Genomic DNA, 15,718 nt, shown 5'->3' on the forward strand with positions numbered 1-15,718 from the left:
ACGGTCCCTCGTCAGCCGGACACGGAACGCAGGGCGCCGTAGACGCCGAGCATCCACAGGACCAGCGGGATCAGCGCCACCGCGGCGCAGGTGTGCAGGATGTCCCCGGCCCGGCCCCAGTGCGGCACGAGTCGGCGGCCCGGCACGGTCCAGGAGGCGACCGCCGTGGCGCCCGCCAGGGCGAGCAGGCCGGCCAGCAGCAGCGGCCGGCCGTCGGGCGCGAGCCCGGCCGCCCGGGTGAGGACGGCGAGCAGCAGCCCGTACAGGCCGGGCAGGAAGACCGTCGTGCGCTGCCAGGCGTTGCCGATGTTCCGGGAGTGCAGCAGCAGGAGCAGGCAGAGGGTGCCCGCGGTGGCCAGGGCCGGGCCGTCCGGGTCGTCCAGGACCAGGGCGGTGAGCACGGCCGCGCAGACCAGGCCGACCGCCGCGTACAGGGCGGTCATCCACTGCTCGGCGAGCGCGGTGCGGTCGACGACGCGCGCGTGCGGGTGCGGGTCGATGCCCTCCTGGAGCTCCTCGGCGTTCGACGGCAGGGCGGGCAGCCGCAGGCCGGAGAGGCGGAAGGAGAGACCGGGGACGAGGCCGCCGACGGCGACCGCGAGCACGGCGACGACGGCCGCCGTCGGGCCCGGGGCGAGGTCCAGGGTCAGCATCAGGACGCCCGCGATCGCCCCGGCCAGGGCGATCACCGCGATCGACAGCAGCAGCGGGACGAAGGCGGCGACGGCGGCGACGGAGAGGACCGCGCCGCCCGCCGCCGCGGCGGACGCGGCGAGGAGCCGGGCCCCGGTCAGCTGCCCGCCGCCGTCGGCCTCCCCGACCGGCAGCAGGGCTCCGGCCAGCGCCAGGAAGGGCGGGACGAAGGCGCCGAGGGCGGCCCCGGCGGCCGAGTCCCCGACCGCGCGGGAGGCCGCGGCGGCTCCGAAGAGGACCAGCAGGCCGGTGACGCCCGCGACGGCGGCACGGGTCGGCCCGTCACCGCCGGGCAGGGCGCAGACCACCCACGCGGCGGCCAGCACCAGCACGGCCGCGGCACGCAGCGTCCAGCGGCCGGTGCGGACGGTCCAGGCGTGCGGCCGCTCCCGCATGCTGCCGGCGACCCCGTCCACGAGGTCGTCGAAGTGGATCTCGGGCAGCGCCTCGACCCGGGGCCGCAGATGCAGGGTCTCCCCGTCGCGGAGCGCCAGCGACTCCGGGGTCCCCTCCTCGTCGAGGGGCGCCCCGCCGAGGCGCTGGAGGACCCAGCCGCCGTGCTCGATGCCCTCCTCGGCGAGCTCCTCGCCCGCGTGGTCGAGCAGGGTCGGCAGGAGGTCTGCCAGGGGGACGTCCACGGGGACCGCGAGGTCGAGGAGACGCCGGGGGGTTCTGACCGAAAGACGACAGAGACCGGGGCTCGATATGCCCGAAGTTTCACTCATGGCGGGTGGCCGCACCTCTCCGAGGGGCCGGGGTACCAAAGCTGGGTAGCGCACATTACCTTGGTCTTCACGTCAGGTCACAGGCCCCCCGGGCCCGTTGACGCCTGTACCGCGCCCCCTTCCCGTGCGCCTCCGTGCGGCCCGGGGCGACGGAGAACCTCGTACGCCACCGGTCCCGGCGGACCGCCGGAACCGGGCCGTGCCCGGCCCCGGACGGGCCGCCCGGCCGGAACCCCACCGCCGGACCCGGGCCGACCACCGGGCCCGGACGCGGCACCGGGACCCGTCCCGGACGCGATCAGCCCGAGGAGACACCCAGCGTGAGCACCGTCCTCTTCCGCAGGCCCGCGCGGCGGCGCGGTCCCGACATGCCCGACGGCGAACTCGCGCTCCAGGAGCCGCCGACGCTGCCGGAGGCGGAGCCGAACACGTCCGCGATGTGGACGTACCTGCCGATGGGGCTCACCTCGCTGGCGATGCTCATGATGTTCCTGCGCCCCGGCCAGGCCAACGCCTTCAGCTACGTCGCCATCGGGCTCATGCTGGTCTCGTCCGTGGCGATGGTCCTCGCCCAGCTGATCCGGACGGCCGGCGAGCGCAAGCGCAAGCTCAAGGGCGAGCGCCGCGACTACCTGCGCTACCTGACCCAGATGCGCCGTCGCATCCGGGTCACGGTCGGGGAGCAGCAGAAGGCCCTGTCCTGGCGCCATCCGGACCCCTCCGCCCTGTGGGCGCTGACCGGCACCAGCCGCCAGTGGGAACGCCGCCCCGCCGACGACGACTTCGCGGAGGTGCGGGTCGCGGTCGGGGACCAGAAGCTCGCCGTACGGCTCGCGCCCCTCGCCACCAAGCCCGTCGAGGACCTCGAACCCCTCGCCGCGCACGCCCTGCGCAGCTTCATCCGCGCGTACGGCACCGTGCCCGACCAGCCCATCGCGCTCTACCTGCGCGCCTGGTCGCGGGTGCTGGTCCGGGAGGAGGGCGCCGGGTCCGGTACGGACGGCACGGGACCGGGGGCGGCGGCCGACGGCGGTTCCGGTACGGACGGCACGGGACCGGGGGCGGCGGCCGACGGCGGTTCCGGTACGGACGGCACGGGCGCGCAGGCCGGTGGAAGGGCCGGTTCCGGCGGGGAGGGCGAGCGGTCGCGGGCCCTGCTGCGGGCCCTCGTCGCCCAGCTGGCCGCCTTCCACGCCCCCGAGGAGCTCAACGTCGCGCTCTGCGTCAGCGACGAACGCCGGGCCGACTGGGAGTGGCTGAAATGGCTCCCCCACGCCCAGCACGGCTACCAGCGCGACGGCGCGGGCCAGGCCCGGCTCGCCGCGGCCGACTTCCCGTCCCTGGAGGAGCTGCTCGGAGCGGACTTCACCCAGCGGCCCCCCTTCGACCCCGAGACCCCGCCCAGCCGCGACGAACCCTTCGTCCTCGTGGTGGTGGACGGCGGCACCGTGCCCCCCGGCCACCGGGTCACCGGCCCCGGCTACCGCAACACCGTCCTGGTCGACCTCGGCGGGGCGCTGCCCTGGAAGCCCGCCCGGGCCACCCTGCGCCTCCGCCTCGACGGAGCGGGGCTGCACCTCGTCCGCACCGACCGCGAGCGCAAGGAGCAGGCCACCTTCCTCGGGCGGCCGGACGCCCTCGGCCCCGCCGCCGCCCGCGCCCTGGCCGCCCGCCTCTCCCCGTACCGGCTCGGCGGTGGCGTCACCGCCTCCGAGCCCTTCGTCACCGACACCGACCTCACCAGCCTCCTCGGCATAACCGACCTGCGGAAACACGAGCCCGACCGGCTCTGGAAGCACCCCGTCGAAGGGCGCGGACGACTGCGGGTGCCCATCGCGGTCGGCGAGGACGGCACCCCCGTCGAACTCGACATCAAGGAGTCGGCGCAGGGCGGCATGGGCCCGCACGGCATGCTGATCGGCGCCACCGGCTCCGGCAAGAGCGAGCTGCTGCGCACCCTCGTCCTCGGCCTGGCCCTCACCCACTCCTCCGAGACGCTCAACTTCGTCCTCGTCGACTTCAAGGGCGGCGCGACCTTCCTCGGCATGGACGAACTGCCCCACACCTCCGCCGTCATCACCAACCTCGCCGACGAGGTCGCGCTGGTCGCCCGCATGCAGGACGCCCTGCACGGCGAGCTGATCCGCCGCCAGGAGCTGCTGCGCAAGGCCGGCAACTACGCCTCGGTGCTGGAGTACGAGCGCGCCCGCGCCGCCGGCACGCCGCTGGCCCCGCTGCCGAGCCTCTTCGTGGTCGTCGACGAGTTCAGCGAACTGCTCGCCGCGCACCGCGATTTCATGGAGCTTTTCGTGATGATCGGCCGCCTCGGGCGGTCACTCGGCGTTCACCTGCTGCTCGCCTCCCAGCGGCTGGAGGAGGGCAGGATGAGCGCGCTGGAGGGACACCTCTCGTACCGCATCGGCCTGCGCACCTTCTCGGCCATCGAGAGCCGGGGCGTGCTCGGCGTGCCCGACGCCTACCACCTTCCCTCGCAGCCCGGCAGCGGCTACCTCAAGAGCGGCGTCGAGGCGCTGACGCGCTTCCGCGCCGCCTACGTGTCCGGCCCGTACAAGGCGCCCCGGCGCACCGTCCGCCGCGAGCAGATCGCCCGCCAGGTCGTGTCCTGGGGCACCGAGTGGATCGTGCCGCACACCCTCCCCGCCGCCCCCGACCCGGAGCCCGAGACCGAGCCGGACACCGAGGAGAGCCTGCTCGCCCTCGCCCTCGGCCGGCTCCGCGACAGCGGGCCGCCCGCCCACCAGGTGTGGCTGCCGCCGCTGGACCGGGCACCCAGCCTCGACGCCCTGCTCCCGCCGCTGACCCCGGACCCCGACCTCGGCCTGACCACGGCCGGCTTCGCCGACCGGGGGCGGCTCCGGGTCCCCGTCGGCCTCGTGGACCGGCCCTTCGAGCAGGTCCGGGACCTCCTCACCGTCGACCTCTCCGGCGCCGGCGGGCACTTCGCCGTCGCCGGCGGCCCGCAGAGCGGCAAGAGCACGCTGCTGCGCACCCTGATCTGCTCCCTCGCCCTCACCCACTCCCCGCGCGAAGTGCAGTTCTACTGCATGGACTTCGGCGGTGGCGCGCTCGGCGCCCTCGCCGGCCTTCCGCACGTCGGCGGGGTCGCCGGCCGGCTCGACCGGGAGCGGATCGCCCGCACCTTCGCGGAGATCCTGTCGCTGCTCAACCGGCGCGAGCTGTTCTTCCAGGAACAGGGCATCGACTCGATGACCGCCTACCGCAAGAGGCGCGCGGCGGGCGAGTTCGCCGACCAGCCCTTCGGGGACGTCTTCCTCGTGGTGGACGGCTGGTCCACGGTCCGCAGCGACTTCTTCGACGACATCGCCGTCTTCGGCGAGATCGCCACCCGGGGCCTCAACTACGGCGTCCACCTGGTGATCTCCACCGCCCGCTGGGTGGAACTCTCCTCCGCCCTCCGCGACCAGATCGGCACCCGTCTCGAACTCCGCATGGGCGACCCCATGGACTCCGACGTGGACGTCCGCAAGGCCGGCACCGTGCCCGTCTCGCCCGGCCGGGGCCTCAGCCCCGACAAGCTGCACTTCCTCACCGCCCTCCCCCGCATCGACGGCCAGGAACGGTCGGAGGACCTGGCGGAGGCGGTCGCGGACCTCGTCGAGGCCGTCGCCGAGAGCTGGGACGCCCCGCCCGCTCCGGCCGTACGGATGCTCCCCACCCGGCTCGCCCTCGCCGAACTCCCCGTGTCGGAGAGCCCGCTGCGGATCTCCATCGGTCTGGACGAGACGGAACTCGCCCCGGTATGGCACGACTTCGCCCAGAGCCCGCACCTCTACATCATCGGTGACACCGAGAGCGGCAAGACCGCCGCGCTGCGCATGATCGCCCAGCGGATCATGCAGACGCACGGCCCGGACCGGGCCAGCTTCCTCATCGCCGACTACCGCCGCGAACTGGTCGGGGCGATCCCGGAGGAGTACCGGCTCGGGCACGCGATCTCCGCCGACCCGCTGCGGGAGTACGTCGACGGCGTCGCCCGCGCGATGACCTCTCGGCTCCCCGGCGAGGACATCACCCCCGCCCGGATGCGCCGCGCCGACTGGTGGAACGGACCGCGCCTCTTCGTCCTCGTGGACGACTACGAGATGGTGGGCTCGCCCTTCGACGGGCCGTTCGACTCGCTGCTGCCCCACCTGCCGCTCGGCTACGAGATCGGCCTGCACTTCGTCGTGGCCCGCGCCTCCACGGGAGCGGGCCGGTCCGACCCGCTCGTCCACAAGCTGGGCGAGGTCAACTCCTCGGCGCTGCTGCTCTCCTGCCCGCCGTCGGAGGGCTACCTCCTCGACGGCATCAAACCGCGCATCCTGCCGCCGGGCCGCGCCCAGAGCGTCGTCCGCCGCAAGACCCGCCTGGTCCACCTCGCGCTGCCGGACCCCGAGGAGAACGAGGAGGCCGGGTAGACCGGGGAGACCGGGGAGACCGGGGAGATCGGGGAGATCGGGGAGATCGGGGAGGCCGGAGAGATCGGGAAGACCGGGTGGACCGGGTAGACCGGAGAGATCGGGTAGACCGGGGAGAAGCCGGCGGAGGGGTGAGAGGACCGGGGCCGCCTCAGTCCAGCGGGCGGCCCGTCGCGTCCAGGCGGCCCGGACGCCAGCGGCGTGCCCGGCCCCGGGGCAGGACGACCGCGAGGAGACCGACCAGCGCGATCGTCCCTCCCGCACCCGCCACCACCAGGTAGGCGGTCGAACGGGCCCCCGCCGTGTCCGGGGGATCCGGCAGACGGAGCGGCGCCGGGGGCGGGGGCGCCACCGCCGGGGCGGCGCCGGGGGCGACCCCGGAGACCGCCCCGTACGGGTCGAGGGCGGGCAGGTCCCCCGGGTACGCCCCGCGGAGGAGCCGCGCGCGCACCTCGGCGGCGTTCAGCCCGGGATGGTACGACCGCACCAGGGCCGCCGCGCCCGCCGTGAACGCCGCGGCGAAGGACGCCCCCGACGCGGTCCACTTGCCGTCGCCCACCGGGCCCGGTCCCATCAGCGCGCCGCCGGGCGCGGACAGGTCCGCGTGCCGGAAGGGCGGCGCGGCGTCCGGACGGACCCCCTGCGGCCCGGTGTCGAGCACGGCGAGGGCCTCCGGCGGGGCCGCCGGGGCGGGCTGCGGCGTGGCCGTGCCCTGCGGGACGCTGTCGGCCGCCGCCGGTACGACGACGAGGGCGTCGTGCGCGCGCGCCGCGTCCATCGCCGCGCGCACCCGCGGATCGGAGCCGTCCAGGGGCGCCGCCACCGTGATGACGTCCGCCCCGGCGGCCGCGGCCTCCCGCACCCCGGCGGCCAGCCGGGCGGGATCGGGCTCGCCGCGCTCCCCGGTGCCGCGCACGGCCAGGACCAGGGCATCGGGGGCCACCCCCGAGAAGCCCTGGCCGGGCAGGGCCGCCCCGGCGACCAGACCGGCCTGGAAGGTCCCCCGGCCCACGCAGTCCCGGCCCGCGGGGCCGAGGGCCCGCACCCGGCCCCTGAGGACGGCCGGGTCGCCGCTCACGCCGGTGCCGACGACCGCGACGGTCACCCCGCGTCCGCGGGAGAGCCGCCAGACCTGGTCGAGCCCGAGGACGCCGCGCGTCCAGGGGGCGGCCGCCGTGACCGTGCCCCGCAGCGTCGTGCAGGGCTGGTCGGGGGCGAGCCGTTCGGGCACGCCGGGCAGCGCGGTGCCGCCGTCCGCGGCCCCCGCGAGGGGCGCGGGGCCGACGAGCGCGGCGATCAGGGCGGCGCACAGCAGCGGACGGATACGGCGGCGCATGGCTGTCCTCGGTTCGGCCCGCCGGTGGGGCGGGGCTGAGCTGGGGTCTTCGGGCGGGGAGCGGGGGCTCCGGGGCGGGCGGGGCCGTGCCGGGGCCGTCGGGCGGGGCGGGGGTTCCGGGAAGGCGGGGGCGGGGCGGGGGTTCCGGAAAGGCGGGGGCGGGTGCCGGGCCGGTGCGGGCCCGGTGCCCGCCACGGCTCAGCCCTCCCGAAGGTCCTCCCGCAGGTCCTCCGGCAGCAGCAACCGCAGGTCGTCCAGGCTGGGCGCGGCCACGGCGCTGAGCCGGCGGGCCTGCCGGGTCATCATGGCCTCCAGCGTCTGGCGCGCCAGACGGGCGTTGCCGAAGGTGCGGCCGCGGGGGAGCGCCTCGAAGTGGGCCAGCAGCGCCGACGCCGTGCCCGGGGCGCACTCGTACCCGTTCTCCACCGCGTGCCGGCGCACGATGGTGACCAGCTCGTCGGAGGAGTAGTTCGGGAACTCGATGTGCCGGGTGAAGCGGGACGCCAGGCCGGGGTTGGAGTCGAGGAAGCGGTCCATCTCCTCCGTGTAGCCGGCCACGATCACCACCACCTCGTCGCGGTGGTCCTCCATCAGCTTCAGGAGCGTGTCCACCGCCTCCTGGCCGAAGTCGGAGGAGCCCGCGGAGCCGTGGGGCGTCAGCGTGTACGCCTCGTCCACGAACAGCACGCCGCCGAGCGCCCGCTGGAAGACCTCCTTGGTCAGCTGCGCGGTGTGGCCGACGTACCGGCCGACGAGGTCCGCGCGGGCCACCTCCACCAGCTGGCCGCGCGGGAGCACGCCGAGGGAGGCGAGCAGCTCGCCGTAGAGGCGGGCCACCGTCGTCTTGCCGGTGCCGGGCGGGCCCGCGAAGACCAGGTGGTTGCTGATCCGGGGGGCGGGGAGCCCCGCCGCCGCCCGGCGGCGGGCCGTCGCGAGCAGGTTGACGAGGTCGCTCACCTCGCGCTTGACCGCCGCCAGGCCGGTCAGCGCGTCCAGCCGCAGCAGCGGGTCCCCGTCGTCCCCGGCCGCGGCGGCCGGCGGCAGCCCGACGTCCTCCGCCGTCAGCAGGGCCAGGTCGTGCTCGCCGACGTCGCCGCGCGCGGCGAGCCGGGACGCCTGCCGGTCCACCATCTCCTCGAAGACCTTCCGGGCGGTGCGGCCGTTGCCGAACCCGGCGTCGCGGGGCATCCGCTCGAAGTGGGTGTGCAGCGCGGTCCGGGCGTCGCCGTCCAGCTCGTAGCGGTGCGCCGAGCACATCCGCTCCACGATGGTGACCAGCTCCGCCGACGTGTAGTCGGAGAACTCCACGCTGCGGGTGAAACGCGAGGCCAGACCGGGGTTGGAGGCGAGGAAGTCCGTCATCTCCTTCGGATAGCCGGCCGCCACCACCACGACGTCCTCGCGGTGGTCCTCCATCAGCTTCACCAGGGTGTCGATGGCCTCGCGGCCGAAGTCGGCACCGGAACCGGAGGAGTCGGAGAGCAGCGTGTACGCCTCGTCGATGAACAGCACGCCGCCGAGCGCCTTCGTGAAGGTCTCGGTCGTCTTGATCGCCGTGCCGCCGACGATCTGCGCGACCAGGTCGGCCCGGGAGACCTCCACCAGGTGGCCCGAGCGCAGCACGCCCAGGGAGGCGAGGATCGACCCGTAGAGACGGGCCACCGTCGTCTTGCCGGTGCCGGGCGGGCCCGCGAAGACCAGGTGGCGGCTCATCGGGGGCGCCGGCATGCCGAGGCCGGCCCGGCGCTGCGCCATCCGGTTCAGGTTGATCAGCGTCAGGACCTGGTCCTTGACGTCGTCCAGGCCGATCAGGGACTGGAGTTCCGCCACGGCGCCGCTCTCCCCGGCCGTGTCGGCCGCCGCCACGACGGCCCCGCCGGGCAGCCGCCCGTCGCCCGCCGCCTCGGCGTCGGCGGCGCTGCCCCAGGCGTCCGGGGCGCCGTTCCCGGCGCTCGTCAGCTGCTCCACGGCGACCCGGTCGCCGGCCACGGACTGGCGCAGCCCGCTGCCCTTGTTGTCCCGCAGCACGCAGTTGATCACCGAGACCGGGTCGGAGCCCTCCACCCGTACGCCGTCGGCGCCCGAGCCGGTCACCTCGCAGGCGTTGAGCGACGCGCGGGCGCCCGCCGCCACCAGCACGCCGTGCCCGCCGGAGTCCCGCACCCGCGAGCGGGCCGCCGTGAGGTCGCCCTGCTCCTCGACGAGCAGGCCCGCGTCCCCGCAGTCGTCCACCTCGGTGTCGCGGAGGGTCACCGCGCCGAGGGCGCCGACCAGCACGCCGGAACCCTTCGCGGCCCGCAGCCTGCCCTGGCCGACGTACAGGCTGCCGTGGCCGGAGACGTGCACGGCCGCGCCCTCGCACTCCTCGACCAGGCACTCCTCCAGGCGTCCGCGGCCGTCGGCGAGGACCTCCACGCCGTGCCCGGCCGCGCGGGAGACGGTGACCCGGCGCAGCAGCGGGTTGGCGCTCGTGCGGACCAGGACGCCGGGGCCGCCGCTGCCGGTGACCTCCAAGCCGTCGATCTCGGCGACGGAGTTCTCCTCCAGGAGCACGCCGGTCCGCTCCGGGTCCCGGACGGTGGTCCCGACGAGGACGGGGGACGAGAAGTCGGTCACGCGGACCGCGGCGTCCCGGGCGTGGGCGAACACGCAGTCCTCGAACCGGCCCCGGCCGCGCTCCGTCACGAACAGCCCGTGTCCGGCGGTCCGTTCGGTACGGCAGCGGCGCAGGTCGGGGGAGGACCCGGAGCCGACGACGAAGCCGTGCCCGGTGGTGTTCCGCACGGTCACGTCCTCCAGGGAGGTCACGCCCGTGGTGTTCATGAAGACTCCCACCACCGAGTCCGAGACGGTGGTGCGCACCACGGTGACGCCGCTCTCCTCCTCGGCGGCGATGCCCGGCTTGTCGGCGGCGGAGATCTCGCACTCCTCCACGCGCACCTGCGCGCGCCCGTTGGCGAGGACGCCGTTGCCGCGGGCGTCCCGGAGCCGCCCGGCCCGCACCGAGATCCGGCCCTGCTCGCCGGCGACCACGGCGGAGGTGCCCAGGTGCTCGACGACGCACTCCTCCAGGAGGCTCTCCTCCGCGGAGGTGGACACCACGCCCGCGCCCTTGGGGTTCTCGATCCGGCACTGGCGGACGGCCAGCGAGCCGGAGCCGCGGGCGAACAGGGCGGCCCAGGAGGACCCGTACACGTCGCACCGGTCGAGGAGGAGCTGTCCGCTCGGGACGTCGACCACCGGCAGCTCGTCGTCGTGGCCGCGCAGCACCAGCGAGTTGACCATCGCGGAGTCGCAGGCCAGGGTCAGGGCGGAGCCGCGCCGGGGAGCCAGCTCCACGGTGCCCCGGCCCTCCGTGGTGGTGAGGGTCAGGGAGGTGGCGAGGGTGAGGCTCTCCTCGTAGCGGCCCGGGGCGATGCTGATCAAGGCTCCGGTACGGGCCGTCCGAAGGGCTTCTGAGATGGTGCGGCAGTCGCCCGTACCGTCCTGCGCGACGGTGAGCACCTGGCGTGACACGTTCTGACCTCCCGGGCGCCCCGATGTCGCGCCGCCGTGCGGCGTCCGATCGCTCCGGGACGTGTGGAACTGGTGTGCCCATCATGCCTGCCGGAACGTACGGGCCGCCAGCGCCCCCGGTCCACCGGAACGCTCCGGAGGGCCGGCCCCGGACCCGCCGGGCGGGAACCCGGGACCGGACGCCATCCGCGCTCCGGATCCTGCGGGAGCGCCCTCAGGCCCGCCGCTCCCGCAGGATCCGCGCGACCGCGACCTGCTCGGCGGCCAGGGACGGTTCGCCGTCCTCGACGTCCCACAGCCCGTTCTGCAGCACCCGGCCCAGCGTCCACGCCACCGCGCGCCGCCGGTCGCCGACGACCTCGGCGAGGAGGTCGAACCGCCACAGCACCTCGTCCGGGTCGGGGTCGAAGCGGTCCACTAGCGCCGGGAGGAGGTCGAAGCCGGGGTCGCCCGCGAGCGGCTTGGGGTCGATCGCCAGCCACGGCTCGCGCCCGGCCGCCAGGACGTTCCCCGGGTGCAGGTCCCAGTGGAGCAGCCGGTCGCCCGGTTCGCCCGCCACCTCCCGCACCGCCGCCGCGCAGTCCCGCAGGACCGCCGCGTCCCCCGGGCCGAGCCGGGCGGCGGCCCCGGGCACCTCCGCGAGCATCCCGGCCGCGATGCCCCCGAGCGTCCGCAGGCCGGGCGGCGCGGGGACGGCCGTGAGCCGGGCGAGGAGGCCCGCGACGACCCCCACCGCCTCCCGGGCGTCCGCGAGGGCCGACAGCGGCCGGGTCTCGTCCAGGCGTTCCAGGAGCATGGTCCCGGTCGCCGGGTCGTGGTCGAGGAGCCACACGGCGCCCGCCCCGTCCCAGACGCGCAGTCCGACCGGTTCGCCCCCGGTCTCCTCGTCGGGGATCTGCATCTTGAGGGCGGCGGGCACGCCGTCCGCGCGCCGCTCCACCGGGAGGACCAGCGAGGCCACCCCGTGCATCGGCGGCCCGGTGACCCGCAGCCCCCACCGGTCGAGGAACTCCCGGGCGAGCCCCGGGAGTCCGGCGACGAACGCCCGCCCCGCCCCGCCGTGGTACTTCTCCTGCGAACGCGCGAACGCCTCCGGTACGTGCACCACGCCTCCAATTCTGGACACCCTGCCGGGTCCCGTCCCGAAAACCCCGTCGGAACATCCGTATCCCCGTCCCGCGGGCCCGGGGTAACGTCCCGCCCACGCATCCGGAACCCAGGGGTACACATGAGCACGGTCAACGGCGGAATCTCCTTCTGGTACGCGCGGGAGGGCGCCCCGGCCCCCCGCGAACCGCTCCCCGGCGACACCACCGCCGACGTCTGCGTCGTGGGCGGCGGGTACACCGGCCTGTGGACCGCCTACTACCTGAAGAAGGCCGTCCCCTTCCTCAACATCACCGTCCTGGAGGCGAGGTTCTGCGGGTACGGCGCCTCCGGACGCAACGGCGGCTGGCTCTACAACGGCATCGCCGGACGCGACCGCTACGCGAAGCTCCACGGCCACGACGCCGCCGTCCGCCTCCAGCAGGCCATGAACGCCACCGTCACCGAGGTCGTCGACGTCTGCGCGCGGGAGGGGATCGACGCCGACGTGCACCGGGGCGGCGTCCTCGAAGTCGCCCTCTCCCCCGCCCAGCTCGCCCGGCTCAAGGAGTTCCACGCCGCCGAGGCCGCCTTCGGCGAGACCGACCGCGCGCTGTACGGGGCCCGCGAGACCGCCGAGCGCATACGGGTCACCGGCGCCGTCGGTTCCACCTGGACCCCGCACGGCGCCCGCCTCCACCCGGTGAAGCTGGTCAGGGGCCTCGCGGCGGCGGTCGAGGCGCTCGGCGTCACGATCCACGAGTCGACCCCCGTCACGGAGATCAGGCCGAAGCACGCGGTCACCCCGTACGGCACCGTCCGCGCCCCGTACGTCCTGCGCTGCACCGAGGGCTTCACCGCCTCCCTCGCGGGACAGCGTCGCGCCTGGCTCCCCATGAACTCCTCGATGATCGCCACCGAACCCCTCACCGAGGCCCAGTGGGAGTCCGTCGGCTGGGAGGGCCGCGAGACCCTGGGCGACATGGCGCACGCCTACGTGTACGCCCAGCGCACCGCCGACGGCCGCATCGCGCTCGGCGGCCGGGGCGTCCCGTACCGCTTCGGCTCGAAGACCGACAACGACGGCCGCACACGGCCCCGGACGATCGAGGACCTGCGCGAGGTCCTGGTCCGCTTCTTCCCGCAGCTCGCGGGGGTACGGGTGGAACACGCCTGGTCCGGCGTGCTCGGCGTCCCCCGCGACTGGTGCGCCACCGTCACCCTCGACCGCTCCACCGGCCTGGGCTGGGCGGGCGGTTACGTCGGATCGGGCGTCGCCACCGCCAACCTCGCCGCCCGCACCCTGCGCGACCTGATCAGGGAGGACTCGGGCCAGTCGGGCCCGACCGACCTCACGACCCTCCCCTGGGTCAACCACAAGGTCCGCAAGTGGGAGCCGGAACCGTTGCGCTGGCTCGGCGTCCGGTCCATGTACGCGGCCTTCCGGGGCGCGGACCGGCGGGAGGCGGCGGGACGTTCGGTCCGGACGGACCGGGTGGCGGTCCTGGCGAACAGGCTGAGCGGGAGGTAGCCCGGGACGGGGCCGGAGGGGACGGGGCCGGCCCGTCCGGTGGCGGGGCGGACCGGGTCCCCGATCCGCCCCGGCCCGTCCGGCGCCGGGACGGGCCGGGTCCCGGCACCGTTCACCCGGCAGTGGGACGGACCGGGGCCCGGCACCGTTCACCCGGCAGTGGGACGGACCGGGGCCCGGCACCGTTCACCCGGCGGCGGGCCGGGTCGGCCCCGGCACCGCCCCGGTCTCACTCCACCTCGATGCCGAAGTCCCCGACCAGCTCTCCGAGTCCGTTCCCGTACCCCTTCCCGCCGAGCACGAAGTCCCAGTCGCCGCCCGCCCGCCGCCGGAACGACCCGAGGACGAGCGCGGTCTCGCCGGCCCGCCCCTCGGAGACCTCCAGGCGGTCGAGTTCCGTGCCGGAGTCGTCGCGGAGCCGGATGCCGGCCTCCGTGAACCCGCCGAGGTCGGCGTCCGGGTTGACCTCGGGGTCGACGGCCGCGACGAGGACCAGCCGGTCGGCCCGCGCGGGGAGGGCGTCGAAGCCGACGCGGACGGCGGCGCGGTCGCCGGGGGCGGCGGGCACCATGGCGACCGAACCGTCCGGCGTGGAGGGGTTGTTGTAGAAGACGAACCACTCGTCGCCGAGGACCCGGTTGCCCGAGCAGACCAGCGCGCAGACGTCGAGGGCGACGGAGCCCGACCAGACCATGCCGAGGAGGTTGAAGTCGTCGGAGGGATCGGCGGAGCCGGCGGCACCGGCCCGCCCGGACGCCGGAGCGGCCGTCGGCGCGTCCTCCGGGGCGGAGGCGGCGCCGGGGACCGGTGCGGTGGCGGGGGCGGTCTCCGCCGGGCCGCCGCCCAGCCGCCCCCGCAGCCCGTGCTGGTGCAGCAGGTCGACCAGGTCGTTCCCCGGGATCAGGGTCAGCGGCTTGCCGTTGGCGAAGGTGTACGAGCCGGGGCCGAACCGGGACGTGGTGACGAGGACGCCCTTGTTGGCCCCGGCGCCCTGCACGGTCCCGTAGAGGTCGCGCACGGCGGACGGCGGCACGGTGTTCCGGTACCGCTTCACCTGGACGAGGATCGAACCACCGCTGATGGGGTCGGGGTCGAGGGCCTCGACGTCGACCCCGCCGTCGTTGGAGCGCCGGGTGGTGACCGCCTGGAGACCGCGGGCCCGGAAGAGTTCGGCGACGAGCCCCTCGAAGGCGATCGGGTCCATGGAGAGCAGGTCGGGCTCCTCCCCGTCCCCCTGCACCACGATGTCGGACCCGACCTGGTCGGGGGTGCGCAGCGGCACGACGGCCACCCGCTCGTCCGGCCGGGCGGAGAGCCGCCCGGCGAGGCCCCCGGTCAGGCAGTCCACGGCGGCGACCAGCTCCAGGTTGAGCCGTTCGAAGTCCTGCCGCCCCACCACCACGGAGGCCACGCACACCCGGGAGGCGAGCCCGGTGGCCGGATCGACCCCGCCCACGTACCCGTTGAGCGCGACGGTCTCCAGGGCCCCGAAGCGGTCGGCGGCGAACAGCTCCCGCACGGCCAGCAGCACGCTCTGCGCGAGCACGTTCCGGTACAGCGCCCGCCGCTGCGTGACGGGCCGGGGCACCTCCCGCTCCTGGTCGGTGCCGGGCAGGTACTTGACGCCCTTCGCCCCGGGCACGACCTCGTACCCGGGCAGGTCCCAGTCCAGGACGAACCCGCGCCCGGCCCGGTCGTACGCGGCGGACACCTCGCGCGGGAACCCGTCGGGCCAGGCGGTGGAGGCGAAGAGCACGGCGGAGAAGTAGTCGACGACGGTCTCGGGCTCACCGGCCGACAGGGCGGCGGCGGTCCCGGCGACCCCGCTGTTGTACGCCCGGATCTCCGCGATCCGCGCGGCCGCCCACTCCTCGTACTGCCTCCGGTACGCGGCCAGCATCTCCAGGCGCCGCGCCTCGGCGGCCTGGGCCGCGTACCAGTCCCGCTCGAACCGCGCGCGGCCGTCGCGCCCCTGGTAGTGCCGCTGGTCGGGCAGGGCCACGGGCTCCCCCAGGGGGCCGGGCGCGAACGGCGCGACCTCCTCGGGCCTCCGCAGCGACTCCACGCCGAACGCCGGCGCCCGGCACCCCGCCGCGAGCAGCCCTTCGAGCACGGCGACGCGCTCGTCCAGCTCCCGCGTCTTCCGCAGGGCGTCGGCGTCCCGGTGCTGCCGGTACGCGGCCCGCTGCTCCCGCCGCATCCGGGACAGGTCCCGCTCGTACGCCCGCTGCTGCCGCTCGGCGTCCAGCCGCCGCCGCAACACCGCCTCCTGCTGCCCCTCCCGTTGCCGCTGGGCCACCCGCTGCTGCTCGGCCCAGACCCCGATCAACCCCCCGGAACGCCGCCCCATGCGCGTACCCCTCCCACGAACACCCCACCCGACGCGTACACC

7 protein-coding genes are annotated in these 15,718 nt (G+C 75.7%); 2 read left to right on the top strand and 5 right to left on the bottom strand.

The features are described 5' to 3' along the window. Positions 1-11: 11 nt before the first annotated feature. Positions 12-1,418 (bottom strand): type VII secretion integral membrane protein EccD, encoded by a 1,407-nt coding sequence (gene eccD / locus ACFYZY_RS01930; protein ID WP_388688638.1) that lies wholly within the window; start codon positions 1,416-1,418, stop codon positions 12-14. A gap of 320 nt (positions 1,419-1,738) precedes the next feature. Between eccD and eccCa the strand changes: the two genes are divergently transcribed. Then, complete coding sequence (gene eccCa, locus ACFYZY_RS01935) at positions 1,739-5,857, top strand: type VII secretion protein EccCa (protein WP_388688640.1); 4,119 nt, start codon at positions 1,739-1,741, stop codon at positions 5,855-5,857. Between the two features lie 151 nt (positions 5,858-6,008). Here the strand turns inward: eccCa and ACFYZY_RS01940 are convergent, their stop codons facing one another. From ACFYZY_RS01940 to ACFYZY_RS01950, 3 genes are all read right to left on the bottom strand, one after another. Then, complete coding sequence (locus tag ACFYZY_RS01940) at positions 6,009-7,193, bottom strand: S8 family serine peptidase (protein ID WP_388688641.1); 1,185 nt, start codon at positions 7,191-7,193, stop codon at positions 6,009-6,011. Positions 7,194-7,391: 198 nt separating this feature from the next. Further along, the gene (locus ACFYZY_RS01945; protein WP_388688643.1) at positions 7,392-10,709 is read right to left on the bottom strand and encodes a right-handed parallel beta-helix repeat-containing protein; all 3,318 of its coding nucleotides are present in this window, start codon (positions 10,707-10,709) and stop codon (positions 7,392-7,394) included. Positions 10,710-10,923: 214 nt separating this feature from the next. Beyond that, the gene (locus tag ACFYZY_RS01950; protein WP_388688789.1) at positions 10,924-11,826 is read right to left on the bottom strand and encodes an aminoglycoside phosphotransferase family protein; all 903 of its coding nucleotides are present in this window, start codon (positions 11,824-11,826) and stop codon (positions 10,924-10,926) included. 111 nt (positions 11,827-11,937) lie between these two features. Here ACFYZY_RS01950 and ACFYZY_RS01955 point away from each other — a divergent pair, with 111 nt between their 5' ends. Continuing rightward, positions 11,938-13,326: an NAD(P)/FAD-dependent oxidoreductase gene (locus ACFYZY_RS01955; protein ID WP_388688645.1), complete on the top strand. Its 1,389-nt coding sequence runs from the start codon at positions 11,938-11,940 to the stop codon at positions 13,324-13,326. Positions 13,327-13,555: 229 nt separating this feature from the next. Here ACFYZY_RS01955 and ACFYZY_RS01960 read toward each other — a convergent pair whose 3' ends face one another. Then, the gene (locus ACFYZY_RS01960) at positions 13,556-15,676 is read right to left on the bottom strand and encodes a restriction endonuclease (protein WP_388688790.1); all 2,121 of its coding nucleotides are present in this window, start codon (positions 15,674-15,676) and stop codon (positions 13,556-13,558) included. Positions 15,677-15,718: the final 42 nt, after the last annotated feature.

The organism is Streptomyces sp. NPDC001744 (assembly GCF_042892575.1).
Taxonomy (GTDB): Bacteria; Actinomycetota; Actinomycetes; order Streptomycetales; family Streptomycetaceae; genus Streptomyces.